The 1,118-nt window shown below is 64.2% G+C and carries 1 protein-coding gene; it reads left to right on the top strand.

Annotation, left to right across the window (positions count from 1 at the left end; translation table 11 throughout):
- Window positions 1-76: 76 nt before the first annotated feature.
- On the top strand, window positions 77-979 hold the full coding sequence (locus HMPREF2971_RS06985; RefSeq protein WP_070692091.1) for an aminotransferase class IV: 903 nt from the start codon (window positions 77-79) through the stop codon (window positions 977-979).
- The last annotated feature ends 139 nt before the right edge of the window (window positions 980-1,118 follow it).

Raw genomic sequence — 1,118 nt, 5'->3', positions numbered from 1 at the left:
CGGGCACCCTGATGTCGCTTCAGGAAGGTACAGGCACCTCCTGCCTACGGTTCGGCAGCGAACGTACAATAAAACTATGTCTAGTACCGTAATTCTTCTGAACGAGCAGAACCCGCAGGGCATCTTCGTTGACCCGTCCGTGCCCCTCATCAGCGTTGATGACCAGGGCTTCACCCGCGGCGACGGCGTCTTCGAGACTATGCTGTCCGTCAACCGTCGCGTGCGTAAGCTCGGCATGCACCTGTCCCGCCTCGAGTCGTCGGCGCGCATGCTGGATTTGCCCGACCCGGAACCCGAGATTCTGCGTTCGGCGGTGGAGCGCCTCATGCGTGAGGCGACCGCCGGTGCCGAGACTGCGCTGGGCGAAGAGCACATCGTGAAGATCATTATTTCGCGCGGCCCCACCCAGGCGGTGACTTCCACGCAGCCGGGCCCGTACACGCTGATTATGGCGTCGCCGGTGCCCGCCTCGATCGTGAAGCGCCGCACCGAGGGCGTGAAGGCGATGCTGCTGCCGCGCGGCCACGAGCCGATGGACAACAGCGCCTACCCGTGGCTTCTGGCGGGTGCGAAGACCCTCTCCTACGCGGTGAACATGGCGGTCCTGCGGTACGTTCAGGAGCGCGGCGCGGATGACGCTATCTTCATCACCGACGAGCGTCGCGTGCTTGAGGGCGCCACTTCTTCGGTGCTGGTTGCGAAGATTGAGGACGGCAAGAAGATGCTGTACACGCCTGAGCCGAGCCACGGCATCCTGCCCGGCACCACGCAGAGCGCGGTGTTCGAGGCGGCACGCCAGGCCGGTTGGGAACTGGGCTTCGGACCGCTCTACCCGCAGGACCTGTTTGAGTCGGACGGCGTGTGGTTGGCGTCGTCGGTGCGTCTGATTGCGCCGGTGACCCATCTGAACGGTACCGCGCTGGCACATGACCCGGAGCTGACTGCGACCTTGCTGAACTACCTGGCGCAGCAGAGCTAAACGTATCAGAAAAGGGACTGCCGCATATTTCCTCCGCGCCTACGCAGGGGCACCCGTCACCCGGACGCTCCGCGCCTACGCAGGTACAGCAAAGGGACGGTGTTATCCACGCTCCTACAGGGGCACCCGTCCTCGCTTC

This window comes from Rothia sp. HMSC066G07 (genome assembly GCF_001814485.1).
Taxonomy (GTDB): Bacteria; Actinomycetota; Actinomycetes; order Actinomycetales; family Micrococcaceae; genus Rothia.
The sequence above is the reverse complement of the archived record's forward strand: the minus strand, read 5'-3'. Positions and strand labels throughout refer to the sequence as shown.

Excerpts from the sequence above, each read along its gene's own strand:
- HMPREF2971_RS06985 (WP_070692091.1), top strand. The coding sequence starts at position 77 with ATGTCTAGTACCGTAATTCTTCTGAACGAGCAGAACCCGCAGGGCATC.